At 76.0% G+C, this 25,994-nt stretch carries 3 protein-coding genes; all 3 read left to right on the top strand.

Annotated features, from left to right (window positions below):
• A partial coding sequence (locus tag AB1460_RS27145; protein ID WP_420497382.1) for a type I polyketide synthase occupies positions 1-4,874 on the top strand: 4,874 nt, incomplete at its 5' end.
• Between the two features lie 207 nt (positions 4,875-5,081).
• Positions 5,082-23,957, top strand: coding sequence for an SDR family NAD(P)-dependent oxidoreductase (locus tag AB1460_RS27140; RefSeq protein WP_420497383.1), 18,876 nt, complete (start codon positions 5,082-5,084; stop codon positions 23,955-23,957).
• On the top strand, positions 23,839-25,994 hold a 2,156-nt coding region (locus tag AB1460_RS27135), incomplete at its 3' end, for a type I polyketide synthase (RefSeq protein WP_420497381.1). The genes AB1460_RS27140 and AB1460_RS27135, both read left to right, overlap by 119 nt.

The following is a 25,994-nucleotide window of genomic DNA, read 5'->3' as shown; positions in this document are numbered from 1 at the left end:
GTGGGGTGGGGTGGCGGGGGGGGGTGGGGGGGGTTGTGTGGGTGGGGGTGGACGCGGTGGGTCCGTTCCCGGTGGATCGTGGGTGGGATGTCGCGGGTGATTTTGTGCGGGCGGGTGGTTTTCTGTACGGGGCGGCGGGGTTTGATGCGGGGTTGTTTGGGATTTCGCCGCGTGAGGCGTTGGCGATGGATCCGCAGCAGCGTTTGTTTCTGGAGGTGTGTTGGGAGGTGTTCGAGCGGGCGGGGTTGGATCCGTTGGGGTTGCGGGGTTCGCGGACGGGTGTGTTCGCGGGGTTGATGTATCACGATTATGGGTCGCGGTTGGTGGTTGTTCCTGAGGGTGTGGAGGGGTATTTGGCGACGGGGACGTCGGGGAGTGTGGTGTCGGGGCGGGTGGCGTATGTGTTCGGGTTGGAGGGTCCGGCGGTGACGGTGGACACGGCGTGTTCGTCGTCGTTGGTGGGGTTGCATCTGGCGGTGGGGTCGTTGCGGCGTGGTGAGTGTGATCTGGCGGTGGCGGGTGGGGTGTCGGTGATGGCGAACCCGGACACCTTCGTCGAGATCACCCGCCAGGGCGGGATGGCCTCGGACGGCCGCTGCAAGCCGTTCTCGGCCGCCGCCGACGGCGCGAGCTGGTCCGAGGGTGCCGGGGTGCTGCTGGTGGAGCGGCTCAGTGACGCGCGTCGGCTCGGTCATGAGGTGCTGGCGGTGGTGCGGGGCACCGCGGTGAACCAGGACGGGGCGAGCAACGGGCTGACGGCCCCCAACGGCCCGTCCCAGCAGCGGGTGATCCGCGCGGCCCTCGCCGACGCCGGCCTGCCCCCGGCCGCGGTCGACGTGGTCGAGGCGCACGGCACCGGAACCCGCCTGGGTGACCCGATCGAGGCGCAGGCGCTGCTCGCCACCTACGGCCAGGGCCGGGCCGAGGGACGTCCGCTGTGGCTAGGGTCGGTCAAGTCGAACCTGGGCCACACGCAGGCCGCCGCCGGCGTCGCCGGAATGATCAAGATGGTGATGGCGCTGCGGCACGGTGTGCTGCCCCGCACGCTGCACGTGGACGCCCCGTCGCCGCACATCGACTGGACGTCCGGTGCGGTGGAGCTGCTGACCGAGGAACGCGACTGGCCGGAGCTGGACCGCCCGCGCCGCGCCGCCGTCTCGTCCTTCGGCATCAGCGGGACGAACGCGCACATCATCCTCGAACAGGCCGCCGCCGAGCCGGCGTCCGACGCGGCCGACGGGATGCCGGCCGAGCCGGCTGTCGTGCCGCTGGTGCTCGCGGCGCGGGACGCGGCGGGCCTGCGCGGCCAGGCGGCGCGGCTCGCCGCGTTCCTGCGGGATCGGCCCGGGCTCGCCCCCGCCACCGTCGGCCGGGCGCTGCTGCGCCGGGCGACCCTGGAACACCGGGCCGTCGCGCTGGAACCGGCGGGACTGACGGCGCTGGCCGAGGGGCAGCCGTCGGCCGGCGTCGTCACCGGCACGGCCGGGCCCGCCGGCGGTGTCGTGTTCGTCTTCCCCGGTCAGGGTGGGCAGTGGGCCGGGATGGCCGCCGGCCTGCTCGACACCTCGCCCGTGTTCACCGCGCGGCTGCGGGAGTGCGACGCGGCGCTGGCCGAGTTCGTCGACTTCTCCGTGGAGCGGGTGCTCCGCCAGGAACCGGACGCACCGTCGCTGGAACTGATCGACGTCGTGCAGCCGGTGCTGTTCGCCGTGATGGTGTCGCTGGCGGCCTGGTGGGAGTCGTACGGTGTGCGGCCCGCGGCGGTCGTCGGCCACTCGCAGGGTGAGATCGCGGCCGCGTGCGTCGCCGGCGCCGTCTCGCTCTCCGACGCCGCGCGGGTGGTGGCGCTGCGCAGCCAGGCGTTGGCCGGCCTGGCCGGCGCCGGGATGATGCTGTCGGTGGCCGCCCCGCTCGACCGGGTCGAACAGTGGCTGGCCGAGCACGCCGGGCGCCTGGAGGTGGCCGCGGTCAACGGGCCGGGGTCGGTGATCGTGGCAGGGGCCGTCGACGCCGCCGAGGCGGTCATCGCCCGGTGCGAGCGGGACGGCATCCGCGCGGTCCGGGTCCGCTCCAGCGTGGCCGGCCACTCGGCCCAGGTCGAGGCCGTGCGGGAGCGGGTCCTCGCCGAGCTCGTCCCGACCCGGATCGGCGCCGGCCGGGTCCCCTGGTACTCCACGGTGACCGGCGCCCCGATGGACCTGCCCGCAGACGGCGGCACCCACGACGGGGCCTACTGGTACGACAACCTGCGCCAGCCGGTGCTCTTCGCCCGCGCGCTGGAACGGCTCCTCGCCGACGGCTACCGGCACTTCGTGGAGATCAGCGCCCATCCCGTCCTCACCGCCCCGATGCAGGACGTCGTGGAGGCCGCCGGCATCCCGGACGTGTCCACGGTCGGCACCCTGCGCCGCGACGCGGACGACCCGCAGCGGCTCGTCCGCACCCTGGCCGAGGCGCACGTCAGCGGCATCGCGGTCGACTGGGCCGCGCACTTCCCCGGGCCGCCGGCGCGGCACCTGAGCGAGCTGCCGACGTACGCGTTCCAGCACCGGCGTTTCTGGCTCACCGACGGCCGCGCGGACGACGCGGACGCCCCGGCCGACGCCGGTGCCCGGAGCGCGGGCACGGCGGAGTCCGGGGACGCCTTCTGGGCCGCCGTGGCCACCGGTGACGCACCGGCGCTGGCCGCCGAGCTCGGTCTCGGCGAGGACGCGCTGGACGACGTCCTGCCCGCGCTCGCGCGCTGGCGCCGCGGTACCGCGGAGCGTTCCCGACTGGACGCCTGGCGGTTCAGGGTGGCCTGGCATCCGCTGGCCGAGCCGGAACCGGCGCGCCTCGGCGGCACCTGGCTGGTCCTCCTGCCCGAGGACGGGACGCCCACCGCCGCCGACTGGCTGGTGGAGGTTGTGCACGGCCACGGGGCCCGCACCGAGCAGCTCACGGTGGCCGACAGGGAGCATCCCGCGGAGCTGGCGGCACGGGTGCGGCAGCTCTGGACGCATCCCGAGCCGCCGGCCGGCGTCCTGTCCCTGCTCGCACTGCGCGCCGCGGACCTCGCCGACGGCGCCGCCAGCGGTGACGCGGGCACGATCGACGGCAGCGGCAGCGGCAGCGGCAGCGGCAGTGCGCCTGCCGCCGTGGAGGGCACCCTGCTGGTCGGGCAGGCGCTGGCGGACGCCGGGTTCGACGCCCCACTGTGGATCGTCACCGAGGGTGCCGTCCACGCTGCCGCAGGCGATGCCCCGGCGGCGGTGGACGGTGCCGAGGTGTGGGGCCTGGGCCGGGTGATCGGCCTGGAACATCCCGAGCGCTGGGGTGGTCTGCTCGACCTGCCCGCCGCCCGCGACGCCAGGACCGCCGGCCGGGTCGCGGCCGTCCTGGCCGGGCTGGCCGGCACGGACGGCACCGCGGCGAAGGACGGAAAGGACGGGGAGGACCAGGTCGCGGTCCGGGAGAACGCGATCCTGGTCCGCCGGCTGGTGCCCGCCCCGGCCCAGGCCGGGACGCCCGGCTGGCAGCCGCGCGGCACCGTGCTCGTCACCGGCGGAACCGGGGCGCTGGGCGGGCACGTCGCCCGGTGGGCTGCCGGTCAGGGCGCCGGGCACCTGGTGCTCACCAGTCGCCGCGGCGAGTCCGCGCCGGGCGCGGCGGAACTGGCCGCGGAACTGGCCGGGCTCGGCGCGCGGGTGACCGTCGCGGCCTGCGACGCCGCGGACCGCACCCAGCTCGCCGCGCTGCTCGACAGGCTCGCCGCGGCCGGTGAGCCGGTGCGCTCGGTGATCCACGCCGCCGGGACGCTCACCCCGGGCCTGCTGGCCGACGCCACCGCCGAGGAGCTGGCGGACACCCGCTCCGGCAAGGTCGCCGGGGCCGCCCACCTGCTGGAACTGCTCGACCCGGAACACCTCGACGCGGTCGTGCTCTTCTCGTCCAACGCCGGGGTGTGGGGCAGCGCGCGGCAGGGCAGCTACGCCGCCGCCAACGCCGCCCTCGACGCCCTCGCCGAACAGGGCCGCCACCGTGGCCTGCCGGTGACGTCCGTCGCCTGGGGTCTGTGGGCGGGTGACGGGATGGCGGCGCAGACCGGTGGCGAGGAGTACATGCGCCGCCGCGGCCTGCGGCCCATGGAGCCGGACGCCGCGATCACGGTGATGGGCCAGGCGGTCGGGGCGGGGGAGACGTTCCTCGCCGTCGCGGACGTCGACTGGTCGGTCTTCGCGCCCGCGTTCACGATCTCGCGGCGCCGCCCGCTGATCGAGGAGCTGCCGGCCGTGCGCCGGCTGCGGGCGGCCGAACCGGCCTCGGCCCGGGAGGCGGACACCGACGCGGGGGCGGCGCTGCGGCACCGGCTCGCCGCGGCACCCGCCGGGGAGCACCAGCAGATTCTCGTGGAGCTGGCACGCGACCATGCCGCCGTCGTGCTGGGCTACCCCGACGCCACCGCGATCGATCCCGCCCGGCCGTTCCGGGAATTCGGCTTCGACTCCATCACGGCGGTCGACTTCCGGAACCGGCTGCGGGCCGCCACCGGTCTCACGCTGCCGGCCACACTTGTGTTCGACCATCCCACGCCGGTGGCGGTCGCACAGTTCGTCCGTACGCTGTTGGGTGACGGTTCCGTGAACGCGACGGAAACGATTATGGCCGGTCTGGACCAAGTGGAATCCGTCCTGGCCGGCGCTGGTGACGCGGACGAGGCGGCCCGCCTGCGCATCACCATGCGCCTGCGCGGCCTGCTGTCGAGATGGACGGATTCGGTGGACTCCGCGGAATCCCCGGATCCGGCCGCGGAAGCGTCCGTCACGGATAAACTGCAGCAGGCCAGCGCCGACGAGATATTCAGCTTCATCGACAATGAGCTGGGTGTTTCCTGAAAGCCCCGTCCGGTATTGCTAGGGGCCGCCTAGGGGTTGTCGCGGGAAGTCGTTCTTTATACTTTCGGCGGGTCCGCGGTGTTGTCAGAACCGGTGCGGCGCGGGTGTAATTCGTTCGCTTCCGGTAGACGCCGCAGTCCGGCGACCCGACTCTGGTGAGGCCTTGAGATGGCGGATCACGAGAAGCTCCTCGACTATCTCAAGCGGGTGACCGCCGACCTGCACCAGACACGGGAGCGGCTGCGCGCGGCGGAGTCGGCCGAGTCGGAGCCGATCGCGATCGTCGGCATGGGCTGCCGCTACCCGGGCGGCGTGACCTCCCCGGACGACCTGTGGCGCCTCGTCTACCAGGGCCAGGACGGGGTCAGCCGCCCGCCGGACGACCGGGGCTGGGATCTCGACTCCCTGTACCACCCCGACCCCGACCAGCCCGGCGCCAGCTACGTCTCCGAAGGCGGATTCCTCGCCGGCGCCGGGAAGTTCGACGCCGCGTTCTTCGGGATCAGCCCGCGTGAGGCCCTCTCGATGGACCCGCAGCAGCGGCTGGTGCTGGAGGTCGCCTGGGAGGCGTTCGAACGCGCCGGCATCGACCCGTCCTCACTGCGCGGGAGCCGCACCGGCGTCTTCGTCGGCTCCAACAACCAGGACTACACCCGGCTCGTCGGCGGCTCCGTCCAGGCCGCCGAGGGCTTCCTGGTGACCGGGACGACCGCGGCCGTCATCTCCGGCCGCATCTCCTACGCGCTCGGCCTGGAGGGGCCCGCGCTCACCGTCGACACCGCCTGCTCCTCGTCGCTGGTCGCCCTGCACCTGGCCGCCCAGGCGCTGCGCTCCGACGAGTGCGCCCTGGCGCTGGCCGGCGGTGTGACCGTGATGACGACCCCCAGTGCGTTCACCGAGTTCAGCCGCCAGCGCGGCCTCGCCGCGGACGGGCGGTGCAAGGCGTTCGCGGCCAGCGCCGACGGCTTCGGGCTCGCCGAGGGCGCCGGGCTGCTGCTGCTCGAACGGCTCTCCCGGGCCCGCCGGCTCGGCCATCCGGTGCTGGCGGTGATCCGCGGCAGCGCCGTCAACCAGGACGGCGCCAGCAACGGCCTCGCCGCCCCCAACGGGCCGTCGCAGCAGCGGGTGATCCGGCAGGCGCTGGCCAACGCCCGCCTCGCCGTGGCCGACGTCGACGTCGTCGAGGCGCACGGCACCGGCACCCGGCTCGGTGACCCGATCGAGGCCCAGGCGATCCTCGCCACCTACGGGCAGGACCGGCCCGCCGAACAGCCCCTCTGGCTCGGCTCGGTGAAGTCGAACATCGGGCACACCCAGGCCGCCGCCGGCGTCGCCGGGGTGATGAAGATGGTTCTGGCGATGCGGTACGGCGTCCTGCCGAAGACGCTGCACGCCGAGGAGCCCAGCCCGCACGTCGACTGGTCGGCGGGGGCCGTCCGGCTGCTCCACGACGCCCAGCCGTGGGCGCCGGGCGCCGGCCCGCGCCGCGCCGGGGTCTCGTCCTTCGGGGTGAGCGGCACCAACGTCCACATGATCATCGAGGAGGCGCCCCCGGCCGACGACGCACCGGCGGGGGCCATCGGGACCGGTGCCGGTCGCCACGACGATGCCCCGGCGGCCGGCACCGTCACCACCGTCACCACCGCGGCGGACACCACAACGGACACCACAACGGACACCGCGGTGGACGGGCCGCTGCCGATCGTGCTCTCCGCGCGCGACGCCGACGCGCTGCGCGCCCAGGCGCAGCAGCTGTTCACCCACGTCCAGGACCGTCCCGAGCTCGGCCTCGCGGATCTCGGCTGGTCGCTGGCCAGCGGCCGGGCGGTCTTCGAACACCGGGCGGTCATCCTCGCCGGTGACCGCGAGACCCTCGCGCAGGGGCTCGCGGCGCTCGCCGTCGACGAGCCGGGCGTCGGCCTCCTGCACGGTGTGGCGTCCCGCGGTCGGCTCGCGCTGCTGTTCACCGGCCAGGGCAGCCAGCGCCCGGAGATGGGCCGCCAGCTCGCCGCCCGCCTCCCCGAGTTCGCCGCGGCGCTCGACGAGGTCGCCACGCACCTGGACCCGCACCTCGAACTGCCGCTGCGCGACATCCTGAACGGCCCGCCGAAGCTGCTCGACCGCACCGGGAACGCCCAGCCCGCGATCTTCGCGCTGCAGGTGGCGCTGCTGGCGACACTGCGCGGCTGGGGCATCACCCCCGACCTCGTCGCGGGCCACTCCATCGGCGAGGTCGCGGCCGCCCACGCCGCCGGCGTGCTCGACCTGGCGGACGCCGCCGCCCTCGTCGCCGCCCGCGGCCGGCTGATGCAGGCGCTGCCGGACGGCGGGGCGATGCTCGCCGTCCAGGCCACCGAGGCCGAGGTCGCGGACGCCGTGGCGGACGCGCTGGCGGCACTCGACGTAGCACCCGGTGCCGACGGCCGGCCGGTGCTCGACATCGCGGCGGTCAACGGACCGCGGGCCGTCGTCCTCTCCGGTGATGCCACGGCCGTCGACGCGTTCACCGAGCTCGCGAAGGCGCGCGGGTGGCGCACCAACCGGCTGCGGGTCAGCCACGCGTTCCACTCGGCGCTGATGGAGCCGATGCTCGCCCGGTTCGAGACCGTCGTGGGTGGCCTGCGGTTCACCGAGCCGACGCTGGGTGCCGTCTCCACCGTCACCGGCCAGGCCGTCCGCCCCGGCCAGTGGACGGATCCGGCCTACTGGGTGGACCAGGTGCGCCGCCCCGTCCGCTTCGCCGACGCGGTCACCGCCCTCGACGGCCTCGGGGCGGTCCGCTACCTGGAGGTCGGCCCGGACGCGACGCTGACCGCGATGACCGAGGGCGCGCTGCCCGACCCGGTCGACCGGCTGTGCGCGGCGAGCCTGCGCCGCGACCGCGACGAGGTGCACACCCTGCTCACCGCGGTCAGCCGGCTGCACACCCACGGCGCGGCCGTCACCTGGAGCGCGTTGTACGCGGGCAGCGGGGCGCGGCGGATCGACCTGCCGACCTACCCCTTCCAGCACCGTGTCTTCTGGCCCGAGGCCGACGTCCTCCCGCTGCTGGACGCCGCCGGCCTCGGCCTGGTGGCCACGGAACATCCGATGATCGCCGCCGCGGTGGCACTGGCCGACGCCGACGGGACGGTCTTCACCGGCCGGATCTCGGTGCAGACCCATCCGTGGCTCGCCGACCACGCCGTCCTCGGGACGGCAGTGCTGCCCGGCACCGCCATGGTGGAGCTGGCGCTGCGCGCCGGCGAGCAGGTCGGCGCCCCCGTCCTGGCGGAGCTGACCGCACAGGCGCCGCTGCCGGTGCCGGCGTCCGGCGGGGTGGCGCTGCAGGTGGTGACCGGCCCCGCCGACGCGCACGGCGCGCGCCCGGTGACGATCCACTCCCGGCCGGAGACGGCCCTCGCCGACGAGCCGTGGACCCTGCACGCCACCGGCCTGCTCGGCCCGGCTGCCGGCCCCGACGACAGCACTGGCGCCGATGCCAGCAGCGCCGATGCCAGCAGGCCCGACGCCGCCGACGGCGCTGGGGCCGCCGCGGGCGGACCGGACGCCCACAGGGCGCAGTGGCCGCCGGCCGGGGCGGTTCCGCTGCCGCTGGACGGTTTCTACGAGCTCCTCGCCGACGTCGGCTTCGGGTACGGCCCGGCGTTCCGCGGGCTGGCCGCCGCCTGGAGCGCTGGTGACGACGTCTACGCCGAGGTGCGGCTGCCCGAGGGCGACTCCGCCGACGCCGCCGGGTTCCGGCTGCATCCCGCCCTGCTCGACGCGGCCCTGCACGGCGTCGCCCTCGCGGCCGGCGTCCTGGGCTCACCGGCCGCGCCGGGCACGGGTGGCACCGGCGAGGCGGGCGGCGCGCCGCCGCTGGCACGGATGGCCTTCTCCTGGTCGGGAGTGGACCTGCGGGCCGTCGGCGCCACCGCGCTGCGGGTGCGGCTGAGGCCCGCCGGCCCTGACCGGCTCGGGCTCGTCGCCACGGACGAGACCGGCGCCCCGGTGGTGACCGTCCGCGAGTTGGCACTGCGCCCGGTGACCGCGGATCGTCTGCGGGCCGCGTCCGCAGAGGCCGACCGGTCGCTGTTCGCCGTCGACTGGACCGACCCGCGGCTGCCCGCGACCGGGCCCCCGGACACCAGCTGGGTCGTGCTCGGCGCCGTGCCCGGTCGGGTCCCCGCGGACCTGCCCGTGCGGAACCTGCCCGACCTCGACGCGCTCGTCGCCGCCCTCGACGCCGAGGTGACGCCCGCCCCCGCCACCGTCGTGCTCGACTGCACCTCCGCCGCCGACGACACGTCCGGTACCGCCATCGGCGGCACCGACACCGGGTTCGTCGACCACCGCGCCGTCGGCGCGGCGACCCGGCGGGTGCTGACGCTCGTCCAGCGCTGGCTCGCCGACGAGCGTCTCGCCGCGACCAGCCTGGTCGTCGCCACCGGCGGCGCCCTGCTCGGTCCGCTGGGCCACCGGGTCACCGACCCGACCCACGCCGCCGTGTGGGGCCTGCTGCGCTCGGTCCAGGCGGAGCACCCGCGGCGGGTCACGATCGTGGACGTCGACGGCGACCCGGCGTCCTGGGCGCTGCTGCCGGCGCTGCTCGCCGCCGGGGAACCGCAGGCGCACCTGCGCGCCGGGGAGGTGTTCGTGCCCCGCCTCGGGCGGGTGTCCGCGGACGCCGGCCTGCGGCTGCCCGGGACCGGCCAGCCGTGGCGCCTCGCCGCCGATCCCGGCGGAACGCTGGAGGGCCTCGCCCTCGAGGTCCTCGAGGTCCTCGAGGCCCCCGAGGCCCCCGAGGCCCCCGAGGTCCTCGAAGTGCCCGAAGTCCTCGAAGTGCCCGAAGGCCACGGCGGCGACGTCCCGGGCGGTGCCGGCGGGACGCTGGCCGACGGCATGGTGCGGGTCGAGGTGCGGGCGGCGGGACTGAACTTCCGCGACGTGCTGATCGCGCTCGGGATGTACCCGAGCGCGGTGGCGCTGCCGATGGGGTCCGAGGGCGCGGGCGTGGTCGTCGAGGTCGGCCCGGGGGTGACGGGCCTGGCGCCCGGCGACCGGGTGTTCGGCCTGTTCGAGGGCGCGTTCGGCCCCGAGGTGGTGACCGACCAGCGGCTGCTCGCGCCGGTGCCGTGCGACTGGTCGTTCGCGCAGGCCGCGTCGGTGCCCGTGGTGTTCCTGACGGCGTACTACGCACTGGTCGATCTGGCCGGGCTGCGGGCCGGTGAGTCGGTGCTGGTGCACGCGGCCGCCGGCGGGGTGGGCATGGCGGCGGTGCAGGTCGCCGGCCACCTCGGGGCGAGGGTCCTCGGGACGGCCAGCGCCGGCAAGTGGCCGGTGCTGCGCGAGCTCGGCCTCGGCGAGGCGGAGGTCGCCTCGTCGCGGGACACCGGCTTCGAGGAGCGGTTCCGCGCGGCGACGGACGGGCGCGGCGTGGACGTCGTCCTGAACTCGCTGGCAGGCGAGTTCGTGGACGCGTCCCTGCGCCTGCTCGGCCCCGGCGGGCGTCTCGTCGAGATGGGCAAGACCGACCTGCGGGACACAGCCGACGTCGGCCAGCGGTACCCGGGTGTGGGCTACCGGTCCTTCGACCTGTTCGAGGCGGGCGCCGAGCGCATCGGGGAGATGCTCGCGGAGCTGCTCGGCCTGTTCGACCGCGGTGTGCTGCGGCTGCTGCCGCTGCGGGCGTGGGACGTCCGGGAGGCGCGCGAGGCGTTCCGTTTCGTCAGCCAGGCCCGTCACATCGGCAAGAACGTGCTGGTCCTGCCCCGGCCGGCCCGCCGCGAGGGCGCGGTCGTCGTCACCGGCGCCACCGGGGGGCTCGGCGCGCCGCTCGTCCGGCACCTGGTCCACGAACACGGGGTGCGCGACCTGCTGCTGCTGTCGCGGCGTGGGTCCTCGGCCCCCGGTGCCGAGCAGCTGTGGTCGGAGCTCACCGAGGCCGGCGCGCGGGTGCGGCTGGTGTCGTGCGACGTCACCGACCGCGACCAGGTCGACCGCGCGCTCGCCGGCGTGGACGTCCGCGCCGTCGTGCACGTGGCGGGCGTGGTCGACGACGGTCTCGTCGGAGCACTGACCCCGAGACGGCTGGACGCCGTGCTGCGGGCGAAGGTCGACGCGGTGGTGAACCTGCACGAGGCCACCGCCGGTGCGGACCTCGACGCGTTCGTCATGTTCTCCTCGGTCTCCGGGGTGTTCGGCAGCCCGGGGCAGGCGAACTACGCGGCGGCGAACTCCTTCCTGGACGCCTTCGCCGCGTACCGCCGCGCCCTCGGGCTGCCGGCGACGTCGCTGGCCTGGGGCATGTGGGACATCGACGCCGGCATGGCCGCCGACCTGACCGACGCCGACCGGCTGCGCATGCACCGGGGCGGCATCGGTGCCCTGCCGGCGGCCGAGGCGCTCGCCCTCTACGACCGGGCCGTCGGGCACGAACGCCCGCTGCTCGTCCCGATCCGCCTCGACACCGCCATGCTGCGCGCCCGCCGGGACGACCCGGGCCTGCCGCCGCTGCTGCGCGGCCTCGCCGGGCCGCCCGCCCGCAGGGCCGCCGCCTCCGGCCTCACCGGTACGACACTGCTGGCACGCCTCACCGGCCGGTCCGCCCCCGACCAGGACCGGCTGCTGCTCGACCTGGTCCGCGCGCAGGCCGCCGCTGTGCTCGGCCACGCCTCCGGCGACGCCGTCGCGCCCGCCCGGGCCTTCAGCGAGCTCGGCTTCGACTCGCTGACCGCCGTCGAGCTGCGCAACCGGCTCACGGTCGCGACCGACCTGCGGCTGCCGGCGACCCTCACCTTCGACTACCCGACGCCCCGCGCCCTCGCCGAGCAGCTCCGCCGCGAACTCCTCGGCGACGGCGACTCCACGGGCACCGCCGACTCCGCCGCGGCCGGCGCCAGGGCCAGGGCCGCCGGGACCGGGACCGCCGGGACGGTCGCGCCGCCGCCGGCCGGCCCGGGCACCGGCGACGAGCTGATCGCCATCGTCGGGATGGGCTGCCGGCTGCCGGGCGGCGTCGACAGCCCGGACGACCTGTGGCGCCTGCTCGCCGACGGCCGAGACGGCATCACCCCCTTCCCGACCGACCGCGGCTGGGACGTCGACGGCCTGTACCACCCCGACCCCGACCACCCCGGGACGTCCTACGTGCGCGAAGGCGGGTTCGTCCCCGCCGCCACCACCTTCGACGCGGACTTCTTCGGCATCAGCCCGCGCGAGGCCCTCGTCATGGACCCGCAGCAGCGCCTGCTGCTGGAGATCTCCTGGGAGGCCGTCGAGCGGGCCGGCATCGACCCGACCACCCTGCGCGGCAGTCGCACCGGGGTGTTCGCCGGCGTGCTCTCCAGCGACTACGCGGCGGTCATCGGGCAGGCGGCGGACTACGCCGAGGGCTACATGAGCGCCGCGGGCGCCAGCAGCCTCGTCTCCGGCCGGCTCGCCTACACCTTCGGCCTGGAGGGCCCGGCCGTCACCGTCGACACGGCCTGCTCGTCGGCGCTGGTGGCCCTGCACCTGGCGGCGCAGGCACTGCGGGGCGGCGAATGCGACCTCGCGCTGGCCGGTGGCGTCACCGTCATGGCGACCCCGGGCGCGTTCGTCGAGTTCAGCCGCCAGCGCGGCCTCGCCGCCGACGGCCGCTGCAAGGCCTTCGCCGCCGCCGCCGACGGCACCAGCTGGGCCGAGGGCGCCGGCATCCTGCTCCTCGAGCGCCTCTCCGACGCCCAGCGGCTCGGCCATCCGGTGCTGGCGGTGGTGCGCGGCAGCGCCGTCAACCAGGACGGGGCCAGCAACGGCATCACCGCGCCGAACGGGCCGTCCCAGCAGCGGGTCATCCGGGCCGCGCTGGCCAGCGCCCGGCTGGCACCGGCGGACGTCGACGCCGTCGAGGCGCACGGCACCGGCACCACTCTCGGCGACCCGATCGAGGCGCAGGCGCTGATCGCCGCCTACGGGCGGGAACGCCCCGCGGACCAGCCGCTGTGGCTCGGTTCGGTGAAGTCGAACCTGGGACACACCCAGGCCGCCGCCGGCGCCGCCGGGATCATGAAGATGGTCCTGGCCCTGCGCCACGGCACGCTGCCCGCGACCCTGCACGTCGACGCACCCACCACCCAGGTCGACTGGGCCGAGGCCGGCGGTGCCGTCGAGCTGCTCACCGCCGCCCGCCCGTGGCCGCGGTCCGACCGGCCGCGCCGCGCCGGCGTCTCGTCGTTCGGGATCAGCGGCACCAACGCCCACGTGATCATCGAGGAGCCGCCCGCCGCCCCCGCGGACGACACCGCGCCGGTCACCGCCGTGCTGCCCCGCCTCCCGTTCGTGCTCTCCGCCCACGACCCCGCCGCCCTGGCCGGGCAGGCCGCGCGGCTGCGCACACTGCTCACGACCCAGCCGTCGGAGCGACCCGCGGCGGCGGTGGCACTGGACGTCGCCCGCGCGCTCGGCGGCCGGGCGGCGCTGACGCACCGCGCCGTCCTGCTCGGCACGACCCCGCAGGACATCCTCGCCGACCTGGACGCACTCGCCGCTGGCGACACCGCTGGTGCTGCTGCCGGTGCCGGTGCCGGTGCCGGTGCCGCGCAGTGCTTCGTGGGGACGGCCCGGGACGGGCGGCTGGCGCTGCTGTTCACCGGCCAGGGCGCGCAGCGGCTCGGCATGGGCAACCGCCTCGCCGCCGTCTTCCCGGTGTACGCGGCGGCCCTCGACGAGGTGTGCACCCTGCTCGACGGTCACCTCGACCGGCCGCTGCGCACCGTCATCGACACCGAACCGGACCACCTGGACGCGACCGGCCACGCCCAGCCGGCGCTGTTCGCCGTCGAGGTCGCGCTGCTGGCGCTGCTGCGTTCCTGGGGAATCACCCCGGACGTCGTCGCCGGCCACTCGATCGGCGAGGTCACCGCCGCCTACGCGGCCGGTGTGCTGGATCTCGCCGACGCCGCGGCGCTGGTGGCTGCCCGCGGGCGGCTCATGCAGGCCCTCCCGGCCGGAGGCGCGATGCTCGCCGTCGCCGCCGCCGAGACCGAGGTGACGGACGCCCTCGCCGCGGCCGGGATCGCCCTCGACCTCGCCGCGGTCAACGGCCCCACCTCGGTTGTGCTCGCAGGCCCCGCCGCGGCGATCGACGAGGCGGCGGTGCTCGCCGCCGGGCGCGGCTGGCGGACGAACCGGCTCAAGGTGAGCCACGCCTTCCACTCGGCGCTGATGGAGCCGATGCTCGACGAGTTCGCGGCCGTCGTCGCCGGCCTGCGGTTCGCCGCGCCACGGCTGCCGGCGGTGTCGACGGTGACCGGCGAACCCGTGCAGGACGAGTGGACCGACCCCGGCTACTGGGTCGCCCAGGTCCGCCGCCCGGTCCGCTTCGCGGCCGCCGTGGAGACCCTCGCCGCCGCGGAACCGACCCAGTTCCTGGAGATCGGCCCGGACGCCGTCCTTACCGCGATGGTGGGTGACTGCGTGGCGGACGCGGTCGCCGTCCCCGCGCTGCGCCGCGACCACGACGAGGCCGTCTCCGTGCTGGCCGCCGCGGCCCGGGTCTTCGCCGCGGGACGTCCGGTCGCCTGGCCGGCGGTGTTCGACGGCACCGGCGCCGGGCGGGCCGACCTGCCGACCTACGCCTTCCAGAGCCTGCGGTTCTGGCCGGTGGCCACCCCCGGCCGCAGGCGCATGGGCGACCCCGCCGAGCTCGGCCTGGCCGCCACCGGGCACCCGGTGCTCGGCGCGCTCGTCGACCTGCCCGACTCGGCGTCGGTGGTGCTCACCGGCCGGCTGTCGGTGCAGACCCATCCGTGGCTCGCCGACCATGTCGTGCTGGGCACGGTCGTCGTCCCCGGCACGGCGCTGGTCGAGCTGGCGCTGACCGCCGGCACCCGCGCCGGCGCGCCGGTGGTGGACGAGCTCGTCCTGCGGACGCCGCTGCGGCTGGCGGAGCGGTCCGGCGTCCAGATCCGGGTCGTCGTCGACGAGCCCGACGGCGGGCGGCGCGGGTTCGCGCTGCACTCCCGGCCCGACACGGCCGGCGACGACGACGAGCCGTGGACGCTGCACGCCACCGGCACCCTGACCGCCGACGCCGAGGACGAACCGCCGGTGGACCCGGCAATGGTCGCCTGGCCGCCGGACGGCCCCGACACCACGGAACTGTCGGTGGACGGCTTCTACGACGACCTCGCCGACACCGGTCTGGCCTACGGCCCGGCCTTCCGCCTGCTGCGGCGGGTGTGGCGCCGGGGCTCCCAGGTGTTCGCCGAGGTCGCCGCCGAGACGGCCGACGCCGCCGGCGGTTTCGCGCTGCACCCGGCTCCGTTCGACGCCGCGCTGCACGCCGCCGGCCTGGGTGGCCTGCTGCCCGACGGCGCCGTGCGGCTGCCCTTCGCGTTCTCCGGGGTCCGCGTCTTCGACGCCGCCGGCGCCGGCACGGGCGGGCCCTCGGGCGGGGTGCTCCGCGTCCGCCTCGCGACGGCCGGTTCGGGAGCCGCCGGGTCGGAGACGGCCGGTTCGGGCACCACCGGTTCGCACGGTTCGCGGACAGTGCGGCTGGCGTTCGCGGACACGTCCGGGCTGCCCGTCGCCGAGGTCGCCGGTCTGACGCTGCGGCCGGTGTCGGCCGACCAGCTGGCCCCGGGCACTGCCGGCGAGAACCTGCTGCACCCCGTGGAATGGCTCGCCCGGCCGCTGCCCACGGCCCCTGACGCGGCTGCCCCTGATGCGGCCGGCGCCTCCGGTGCGGCGGACGGCTGGGTGGCGGCGGTGCTCGGCGCCGCGCTGCCGGAGCCGGCTCCGGTGCTCGTCCTCGACTGCACCGGCCGGGAGACGGGCGACAACCGGCAGACCGGCCCTGCCCCGCTGGCGGACGCCGTCCACGCACGGACCCGTCTCCTGCTCGGGACCCTCCAGACCTGGCTCGCCGATCCCCACTGGGCGGACCGGCGGCTGGTGGTGCTCACCCGCGAGGCCGTCGCCACCGGCCCCGGCGAGGCCGTGCCGGGAATCGCGGACGCGGCGCTGTGGGGGCTGGTCCGCTCCACGCAGTCCGAGTACCCCGACCGCCTCCACCTGGTGGACCTCGACCAGGCCGACCTGGACCGCCTCGACCCGGCGGCGGGCCACTGGGGCGTCCTGCCGGCGCTCGTCGCCGCCGACCTGCCCCAGGCCGCCGTCCGCGCGGGCGTGGTGACCGTGCCGCGTCTGGGCAGGCCAGCCGCCGCGGCCACGCCGGCCGGCACCAACGCTTCAGCCGCCGGGGCGGCCGGCGGGGGCCTGGTACCGCCCACCGCCCTGGACTGGCGGCTCACCGCCTCCCCGGACGGCACCCTGGAAGGGCTCCGGCTGCGGGCCGACGAGACCGCGGGCGGTGAGCTCGCCGCGGGCACCGTGCGGGTGGCGGTGCGGGCGGCCGGGCTGAACTTCCGTGACGTGCTGATCGCGCTGGGGATGTACCCGAGCGAGGTTCCGCTGGCGATGGGCTCCGAGGGCGCCGGCGTCGTCCTCGAGGTCGGCCCCGGGGTGACGGGCCTGGCGCCCGGCGACCGGGTGTTCGGCCTGTTCACGGATGGCTTCGGCCCGCGGACCGTCACCGACCAGCGGATGCTCGCGCCCATCCCGGCCGGTTGGTCGTTCACGCAGGCCGCGTCGGTGCCGATGGTGTTCCTGACCGCCTACTACGGCCTGGTCGATCTCGCCGGGGTCCGGGCGGGCGAGTCGGTGCTGGTGCACGCCGCCGCCGGTGGCGTCGGCATGGCGGCGGTGCAGATCGCCGGGCAGCTGGGCGCGCGGGTGCTCGGCACGGCCAGCCCGGTCAAGTGGCCGGTCCTGCGCCAGTTCGGCCTCGACGCTCCCGCGGTCGCCTCGTCCCGGGACACCGACTTCGAACAGCGGTTCCGCGCCGCGACGGACGGCCGCGGCGTCGACGTCGTCCTGAACTCGCTGACCGGCGAGTTCGTGGACGCGTCGCTGCGCCTGCTGGGCCCCGGCGGGCGGTTCGTCGAGATGGGCAAGACCGACGTGCGCGACGCGGCCGACCTCGCCGCCCGCCACCCGGGCGTCGGCTACCAGGCCTTCGACCTGATGGAGGCCGGCCCGGACCGCATCGGCGAGATGCTCACCGAGCTGCTGGCCCTCTTCGCGCGCGGCGCGCTGCGGCTGCTGCCGCTGCGGGCCTGGGACCTGCGCGAGGCGCGGGAGGCGTTCCGGTTCGTCAGCCAGGCCCGCCACGTCGGCAAGAACATCCTCGTCCTGCCCCGCCGGTGGACGTCCGAGGGCACCGTCGTCGTCACCGGCGCGCCCGGGACGCTCGGCGCGCTGGTCGCGCGCCACCTCGTCCGCGAGCGTGGGGTGCGGGACCTGCTGCTGCTGTCCCGCCGCGGCCCGGCCGCGCCCGGCGCCGAGGAGCTGCGCGCGGAGCTGACCGACGCCGGTGCCACGCGGGTGCGGCTGGTGTCGTGCGACGTCGCCGACCGCGAGCAGGTCGACCGTGCGCTCGCCGGGGTGGACGTCCGCGCCGTCGTCCACGCCGCCGGTGTGCTCGACGACGGCCTGCTCGCCTCGCTGACCCCCGAACGGCTGGACGCCGTCCTGCGGGCCAAGGTCGACGCGGCGGTGCACCTGCACCAGGCCACCGCCGGGACCGACCTCGACGCCTTCGTCCTGTTCTCCTCGATCTCCGGTGTTCTCGGCAGCCCGGGGCAGGCGAACTACGCGGCGGCCAACACCTTCCTGGACGCCTTCGCCGCCCACCGCCGCGCCCTCGGCCTGGCCGCCACGTCGCTGGCCTGGGGCCTGTGGGACACCGAGACCGGCATGGGCGCCGGCCTCTCCGAGAGCGACCGGGTGCGCATGCACCGCGGCGGCATCCGTGCGCTCACGCCCGACGAGGGCCTCGCCGCCTTCGACGCCGCCCTGTCGGCCGCCCCCGCCGTGCTGGCGCCGCTGCGCCTCGACCTCACCGCGATGCGCGGCGCCGCCGGCGCCGGCATGCTGCCGCCGCTGTTCCACGGACTCGTCCGCGCACCCGGCACCCGGAGTGCCGGCGGCGCCGCCGGTGGGGGTTCCGGTCTCGACCGGCGGCTCGCGGGCCTGTCCGCGGCGGACCGGCGCCGGGTCGTCGAGGCGACCGTGCGGGCACAGGTCGCGGCCGTGCTCGGCCACGCCGACCCGGAGGCCGTCGACGTCGAACGGGCCTTCCGCGAACTCGGCTTCGACTCGCTGACGGGGGTGGAGCTGCGCAACCGCCTCGTCACGGTGACCGGGCTGCGCCTGCCGTCCACCCTGGTCTTCGACTACCCGAACGTCGCCGCCCTGGCCACGTACATCGACGGGGAACTCACCGACCTCTCCGCCGACCCGGCCGGCACGGACGCCCTGTCCGGCGGGTCCGGTGCGGCCGGCGGGACCCTCGCGGCCGGCGCGGCCGGGTCGGCGGCGGGCCTCGCCGCGGGCGAGCCGATCGCCGTCGTCGGGATGGCCTGCCGGTTCCCCGGCGGCGTCACCTCGCCGGAGGAGCTGTGGGAGCTCGTCGCCACCGGCCGTGACGGCATCGGGGACTTCCCTCCCGACCGCGGCTGGGACCTCGACACCCTGTTCCACCCCGACCCCGACCATCCCGGGACGTCCTACACCCGGGCGGGCGGCTTCCTGGCCGAGGCCGCCGAGTTCGACCCCGGCCTGTTCGGGATCAGCCCCCGCGAGGCCCTCGCCATGGACCCGCAGCACCGCCTGCTGCTGGAGGTCTCCTGGGAGGCGTTCGAGCGCGCCGGCCTCGACCCCTCGGCCGTGCGCGGCAGCCGCACCGGCGTCTTCGTCGGCATGATGAACACCGACTACTCGCTCGTTCTCGGCGCCTCCGGTGAGGATGCGGAGGGCCTGCTCGGCACCGGCGGCAGCCTCGCCTCCGGCCGGCTGGCGTACACGTTCGGCCTGGAGGGCCCGGCCGTCACCGTCGACACGGCCTGCTCGTCGTCGCTGGTGGCCCTGCACCTGGCGGCCCAGGCGCTGCGCGCCGGCGAGTGCGAGCTGGCGCTGGCCGGCGGCGTCACGGTCATGGCGACCCCGAACACCTTCATCGGCTTCTCCCGGCAGCGCGGCATGGCGCCCGACGGCCGCTGCAAGTCCTTCGCCGCCGCCGCCGACGGCACCAGCTGGGCCGAGGGCGCCGGCGTCCTGCTCGTCGAACGCCTCTCCGACGCCCAGCGGCTCGGTCATCCCGTGCTGGCGGTCGTACGTGGCAGCGCCGTCAACCAGGACGGGGCCAGCAACGGGATCACGGCACCGAACGGGCCGTCGCAGCAGCGGGTCATCCGGGCCGCGCTGGCCAGCGCCCGGCTGGCACCGGCGGACGTCGACGTCGTCGAGGCGCACGGCACCGGCACCCGGCTCGGTGACCCGATCGAGGCCCAGGCGGTGCTGGCGACCTACGGCCGCGACCGGCCGGCGGACCGCCCGCTGTGGCTCGGCTCCATCAAGTCGAACATCGGCCACGCCCAGGCCGCCGCCGGCGCCGCCGGCGTCATCAAGATGATCGAGGCGATGCGGCACGGCGTCCTGCCACCCACCCTGCACGTGGACACGCCGACCCCCCAGGTCGACTGGGCCGACGGCGCCGTGGAACTCCTCACCGCCGCCCGCCCCTGGCCGGACGACCTCCGTCCCCGCCGGGCCGGCGTCTCGTCCTTCGGCATCAGCGGCACCAACGCCCATGTCATCCTCGAAGCAGCCCCCGAGGCCGCGCCCGCGCCGGAACCCGCGGGCCCGGAGCCGGCGGGCCCGGAGACGCTCCCGGCCCTCCCGATCGTGCTCGCCGCGGCGGACCCGGAGGCGCTCGCCGGGCAGGCCGCCCGCCTGTGTGACGCGCTCACCGCGCAGCCGGGACGCATTCCGGTGGCCGGCATCGGCCGCACGCTCGCCGCCCGCGCGGCGCTGCGCCACCGCGCTGTCGTGGTCGCCGCCGGCGAGGACGACCTCCTCGCCGGCCTCACCACCCTCGTCGCCTCGCCGGATGCCGCCGTCCACGCCCCGGCCCCCCGGGGCTCGGTGCCGGTCGTGACCGGGGAGGTCGGCCCGTCCCGGCTCGGCATCGTGTTCACCGGGCAGGGTGCCCAGCGCCTGGGCATGGGGCTGGGCCTGTACGCCGCCTTCCCGGCCTACGCAGCCGCCTTCGACGAGGTCTGCGCGCTGCTCGACGTCCACCTCGACCGCCCGCTGCACGCGCTGCTCGGTGGGTCCGCGGGTGAGGCCGCGGTCGAGGCCGCGGGCGACGCCGAGCTGCTGACGCGGACGGGCTACGCCCAGCCGGCGCTGTTCGCGGTCGAGGTCGCGCTGCTGGCGCTGGTCCGCAGCTGGGGGATCAGCCCCGACGCGGTGGCCGGCCACTCGATCGGCGAGATCACCGCCGCGTACGCCGCCGGGGTGCTCGACCTCGCCGACGCGGCCGCTCTCGTCGCCGCCCGCGGGCGGCTGATGCAGGCCCTGCCCACCGGCGGCGGCATGCTCGCCGTCCAGGCCGCCGAACCCGACCTGACCGCCGCCCTCGACGAGGCGGGCCTGGGCCTCGACCTGGACGTCGCCGCGGTGAACGGGCCGACCTCCGTGGTGCTGGCCGGGCCGGCCGCGCAGCTCGACCGCGCCGCCGACCTGGCCGCCGAGCGGGGCTGGCGCTGCAACCGGCTCGCGGTCAGCCATGCCTTCCACTCCGCGCTCATGGAACCGATGCTTGCCGAGTTCGACGAGGTCGTCCGCGGGCTTCGGTTCCGCGAGCCGTCCGTCGCCGGTGTCTCGACGGTGAACGGCGCGCCGGCCCGCGGGCAGTGGTCGGACCCGGGCTACTGGGTGGAGCAGGTGCGCCGCCCGGTCCGGTTCGCCGACGCCGTCCGCGCGCTGGCGGAGCAGGGCGTCACCCGGCTGCTGGAACTGGGGCCCGACGCGGTGCTGACCGCCATGGCCCAGGACGCGGCTCCCGACCTGGTCGCTGTCCCCGCCCTGCGTCGGGACCACGACGAGCCGACATCCCTGCTTGCCGCGCTCGGGCGCCTGTTCGTCGCCGGTACCGCCGTCGACTGGCCGGCGCTGTTCGCCGGCACCGGCGCGTCCCGCGTCGACCTGCCGACCTACGCCTTCCGCCGCGACCGCTACTGGCCGCGGCCCCGCCCGGGCGGCACCGGCGACGCCACCGGCCTCGGCCTGGAGGCCACCGGCCATCCGCTGCTCGGGGCTGCCGTCGACGTCCCCGGATCGTCCGCCGTGGTCTACACGGGTGCGCTGTCCACCGCGGCCCACCCCTGGCTCGCCGACCACACCGTGTTCGGCCGCGTCCTCGTCCCCGGGACGGCCTTCGCCGAGATGGCACTCGCCGCCGGCATCGGCGCCGGCCTGCCGGTGCTGGAGGAGCTGCTGCTGCACGTCCCGCTCGCCCTGCCGCAGCGGGGCGACATCCAGCTCCGGGTCACCATCGCCCCGCCCACCGTGGAGGAGCAGCCCGGGATGCCCGGGAGCCGTGCGGTGACCGTGCACGCACGGTCCGGCCCGGAGGAGCCCTGGGTGCTGCACGCCTCGGGTCAGCTCGCCACGGGCGGCAGCGACGACGCCGCGGCGGCGCCGGCGAGCCCGCTGGTCACCTGGCCGCCCCAGGGTGCCGACGAGATCGACATCACCGACTTCTACCTGGTCACCGAGGCCGCCGGGCTCGCCTACGGGCCGGCCTTCCAGGGCCTGCGGCGGGTGTGGCGGACGTCCTCGGAGGTCTTCGCCGAGGTCGCGACCGACGAGCTGGGCACCGGGTTCGGGATCCATCCCGCGCTGTTCGACGCGGCGCTGCACGCGATCGCCGCCGGCGGCCTGCTGCCGGCCGGTGGCGGGGTGCGGATCCCGTTCGCGTTCACCGGGCTGCGGGTGTTCGGCCCGACCGGCGGGCCGCTGCGGGTCCGGATCGGCGCGGCCCCCGGTACGGACACCGTCCAGGTCACCTTCGCCGACGAGTCGGGCCTGCCGGTCGCCGAGGTGTCGGCGCTCGCCCTGCGCGCCGCGGTCGCCGGCTCGCCGGCGGACGATCTTCTCTACGGCCTCGACTGGATCGACCGGGGCATCCCCGTCACCGGGCCGGCGGGTGCCGCGGCGACGTCCGACGGGCCAGACGGCTCGGGTGGCTACGGACCGGGCTGGGCCCGGGTGCTCCTGGGCGCGCCGCTGCCGGAGCCGGCAGAGATCCTGGTCGTGGACTGCACCCTGCCCGCGGAGCCCACACCAGGCGAGGCGGAGCTGGGCGAGGAAGTAGTCGCGGGCACCGCCGGCACCGTGTCCGCGCACGCGGCCCGCGATCGGGTGGTCGCCCTGCTCGGCCTGCTGCAGGAGTGGTCGGCGGATGCCCGCTGGGCCCAGAGCCGGCTGATGGTCGTGACCCGGGGGGCCGTGACGGTGGGCGCCGACGGCCCGGCCCCGGGTGTGGTCGACGCGGGACTGTGGGGGCTGACGCGCACGGCGCAGTCCGAGTTCCCCGACCGGATTCACCTGGTTGACCTCGACCTCGACCTCGACCTCGACCTCGACCTCGACCTCGATCTCGACCTCGATGCCCCGACCGGGGACGGCGCCGCCGCGCTGGCCGCCGTGGCCGCGGTGGATCTCGCGCAGGTGGCGGTGCGTGACGGCCGGCTGCTGGTACCTCGCCTCGTCCGGCTGCCTGTTCCCGCGGCGCGTCCGGCGGTGGACGGGGCCGGCGATGGTGCGGCTGCCGGCGGGGGCACCGCCGGCGGGACTTTCGGCACGGGCACGGTGGTGGTGACCGGTGGTACGGGCACGCTGGGCGCGGTGGTGGCGCGTCATCTGGTGAGGGCGCACGGGGTGTCGGATCTGCTGCTGGTGTCGCGTCGGGGTGCGGCGGCGCCGGGTGCGGCTGAGCTGGTGGCGGAGCTGGTCGGCCTGGGTGCACAGGCGCGGGTGGCGGCGTGTGATGTGGCGGATCGGGATGCGGTGGCGACGTTGCTTGCGGGCGAGTCGGTGTCGGGTGTGGTGCAGGTGGCGGGTGTGGTGGATGACGGTCTTGTCGGGTCGTTGTCGGCGGAGCGGGTGACGGCGGTGTTGCGGGCCAAGGTCGACGCGGTGGTGAACCTCTTCGAGGTCACCTCCGGTCCGGATCTGTCGGCGTTTGTGGTGTTCTCGTCGGCGGCGGGTGTGTTGGGGAATGCGGGCCAGGCGGCGTATGCGGCGGCGAACACGTTTGTGGACGGTTTCGCGGGATGGCTGCGGGGCCGGGGTGTGAACGCGGTGTCGGTGGCGTTCGGCCTGTGGGACACGGCGGGGGGAATGGGGGGGTCTCTGGGTCTAGGCGAGCTGGCGCGGCTGCGGCAGGGCGGCATTGTTCCGCTGACTGTGGAGCAGGGTCTGGCTGCCTTTGACGCGGCATTGTCGAGTGGCCGCGGACTGGTGGCCCCGCTCGGTCTCGACGTCGCCGTGCTGCGCGCGGCGGCGGGCAGCGGTCTGCTCCCGCCGCTGCTCGACGAACTCGTCCAGGGCAGCCGGGCCGGGCGTGCTGCGGCCGGGGCCGGCGCCGCCGGGCCCTCCCTCGGCGGGCGGCTCGCGGGCCTCTCTCCGGCGGACCGGGAGCGGCTGGTCCTCGAAACCGTGCGGGCCCACGTCGCCGGCGTGCTCGGCCACGCCTCGGCCGGCGCGGTGCCCGTCGGCCGGGCGTTCACCGAACTCGGTTTCGACTCGCTGACCGCCGTCGAACTGCGCAACCGGCTGATCGCCGCCACCGGCCTGCGGCTTCCGTCCACCCTGGTCTTCGACTATCCGAACACGGCGGCGCTCGCCGCCTACCTCGGTGAACGGCTGGCCCCCGCGGACGTCTCGCCCGTCGTCCCGCTGCTCGCCGAGCTCGACCGGCTGGCCGGCTCCTTCGGCACGGTGACCGGGGCCGAGGACCGTGCCCAGGTCACCGCCCGCCTGCAGGGGCTGCTGGCGTCCTGGCAGCTCGCCGGCACCGAAGCCGGCAACGGTGGCAACGGTGCGGGCACCGGCACGGCGCACGAAGGCGTCGCCCTCGCGGAGCGGCTGGACGCGGCAAGCGACGACGAGGTCTTCGACCTCCTCGGCAAGGAGTTCGGGATCTCCTGATCCGCCCGAGACCACCCCACGTACGGCCGTAGTCATGAGAGGCGAGACCGCGATGAGCGACGACGACCGGCTGCGCTATTTCCTGAAGCGCGTCACGGCCGAACTCCACGAGACCCGCGAGCGGCTGCGCGGTGCGGAGGACGCCGCGACGGAGCCGATCGCCATCGTCGGTATGGCCTGCCGCTACCCGGGCGGCGTCGACTCGCCCGAGGCCCTGTGGGATCTGGTCGCGCAGGGGCGCGACGGTGTCCGCGACTTCCCCGCCGACCGCGGCTGGGACGTCGACGGGCTCTACCACCCGGACCCGGACCATCCGGGGACGTCCTACACCCGCGCGGGCGGGTTCCTCACCGGAGCGACGAGCTTCGACCCGGGGCTGTTCGGGATCAGCCCGCGGGAGGCCGTCGCGACGGACCCGCAGCACCGGCTGCTGCTGGAGGCGTCCTGGGAGGCCTTCGAGAACGCCGGCGTCGCGCCGGACGCGGTGCGCGGCAGCCGCACCGGTGTCTTCGTCGGGGTGATGTACAACGACTACGCGATCGTCCTCGGCCAGTCGGCGGAGGCGTCCGAGGGCTCGATGGGGACGGGCGGGAGCATCGCGTCGGGCCGGGTGTCGTACACGTTCGGTCTGGAGGGGCCGGCGGTCACGGTCGACACGGCGTGCTCCTCCTCCCTGGTGTCGCTGCACCTGGCGGCGCAGGCGCTGCGCGCCGGCGAGTGTGACCTCGCGCTGGCCGGCGGCGTCACGGTGATGTCGACGCCGAACACGTTCATCGCCTTCTCCCGTCAGCGCGGTCTGGCGGCGGACGGCCGCTGCAAGTCGTTCGCGTCGGCGGCGGACGGTGTGGGCTGGGGTGAGGGTGTCGGCATGCTCCTGGTGGAGCGGCTCTCCGACGCTCGGAGGAACGGCCATCAGGTGCTGGCGGTGCTGCGCGGTTCGGCGGTCAACCAGGACGGGGCGAGCAACGGCCTGACGGCGCCGAACGGCCCGTCGCAGCAGCGGGTGATCCGCCAGGCCCTGGCGAACGCCCGGCTCGGCCTGGCCGACGTGGACGTCGTGGACGGCCACGGCACCGGGACGACGCTGGGTGATCCGATCGAGGCGCAGGCGCTGCTCGCGACCTATGGCCAGGGCCGGCCCGAGGGCCAGCCGTTGTGGCTGGGGTCGGTGAAGTCGAACATCGGTCATGCGCAGGCGGCCGCGGGGGTGGCCGGTGTGATCAAGATGGTGCTGGCGATGCGCCGCGGGGTGATGCCGCGGACGTTGCACGTGGACGCCCCGTCGGCGGAGGTCGACTGGGATGCGGGTGCGGTGTCGCTGCTGGTGGAGCCGCGGCTGTGGGAGGCGGCGGAGGGCCGTCCGCGGCGGGCGGCGGTGTCGTCGTTCGGGATCAGCGGCACGAACGCCCACGTCATCCTCGAGGAGGGCGACGCCGTCGCGGAGCCGGCGCGGGTGCCCGGCCGCGGCCTTCCGGTGGTTCCGGTGGTGCTGTCGGCGGCGGATCCGGCGGCGCTGGCCGGGCAGGCGGAGCGGCTGCGGGCCGCCGTCGGCGGCTCGGCGGACGGCAGCAGCCCGGGCCTGGTCGACATCGGCCTGTCCCTGACGGGGCGGGCATCGCTGCCACACCGTGCGGTGGTGCTGGCCGGCGACGCGGAGAGCCTGGATGCGGGCCTGGCAGCGGTCGTGGCGGGTGCGGACTCCGCGGCTGTGGTGCGGGGTGTCGCCGGTGAGGGCCGGTTGGGTGTGGTGTTCACCGGTCAGGGTGCGCAGCGGTTGGGGATGGGCCGGGGTCTGTACGAGGCGTTCCCGGTGTTCGCGGCGGCGTTTGACGAGGTGTGTGAGCTGCTGGACGGGTATGTGGATGTGCCGGTGCGGGAGGTGGTGTTCGGCGGGGACGGTGAGGCGTTGGGGGTGACGGGTCGGGCGCAGCCGGCGTTGTTCGCGGTGGAGGTGGCGCTGTTGGCGCTTGTGCGGAGTTGGGGTGTGGTGCCGGGGGTTGTCTCTTATACTCATCTCCGAGCCCTCGTGACCAGAGC

The organism is Parafrankia sp. FMc2 (assembly GCF_041008525.1).
Classification (GTDB): domain Bacteria; phylum Actinomycetota; class Actinomycetes; order Frankiales; family Frankiaceae; genus Parafrankia.
Note: the sequence above shows the minus strand (reverse complement) of the source record. Positions and strands in the feature narration are given on the sequence as shown.